At 39.3% G+C, this 435-nt stretch carries 1 protein-coding gene; it reads left to right on the top strand.

Translation table 11 applies throughout. The features are described 5' to 3' along the window. The coding region (locus tag CRU95_RS16215) for a hypothetical protein (RefSeq protein ID WP_258238755.1) at positions 1-435 on the top strand (435 nt) is incomplete at both ends.

The following is a 435-nucleotide window of genomic DNA, read 5'->3' on the forward strand; positions in this document are numbered from 1 at the left end:
CTTTTATACTCTGCAAAACTGCATAAAGAAATTGCTGACGATATCGTTGCAATTGACCAAGCGATGAAGTGGGGCTTCGGCTGGGAGCAAGGACCGTTTGAAGTTTGGGATGCAATCGGCGTTGAAAAGTCCGTTCAAAAGATGGAAGAAAACGGCGTAGTTGTTCCGACTTGGGTGAAAGAAATGTTAGAGAAAGGTTTCACTACTTTCTACAAACATGATAACGGAGATAGCTACTATTACGATAATGGCGAATATAAGCTAATCGAACGTAATAAAAAGGCAATTTCTCTTAAGCAATTAAAAGCGAAAAATGGCGTATTAAAGAAAAATAGCGGAGCGAGCTTAATTGATTTAGGTGACGGCATCCTTTGCTTAGAATTCCATTCGAAGAGCAATGCAATCGGTATGGATATTACGCAAATGATTAACTAC

It is taken from the genome of Arcobacter sp. F2176, from assembly GCF_004116465.1.
Lineage (GTDB): Bacteria > Campylobacterota > Campylobacteria > Campylobacterales > Arcobacteraceae > Arcobacter > Arcobacter siniprincipis.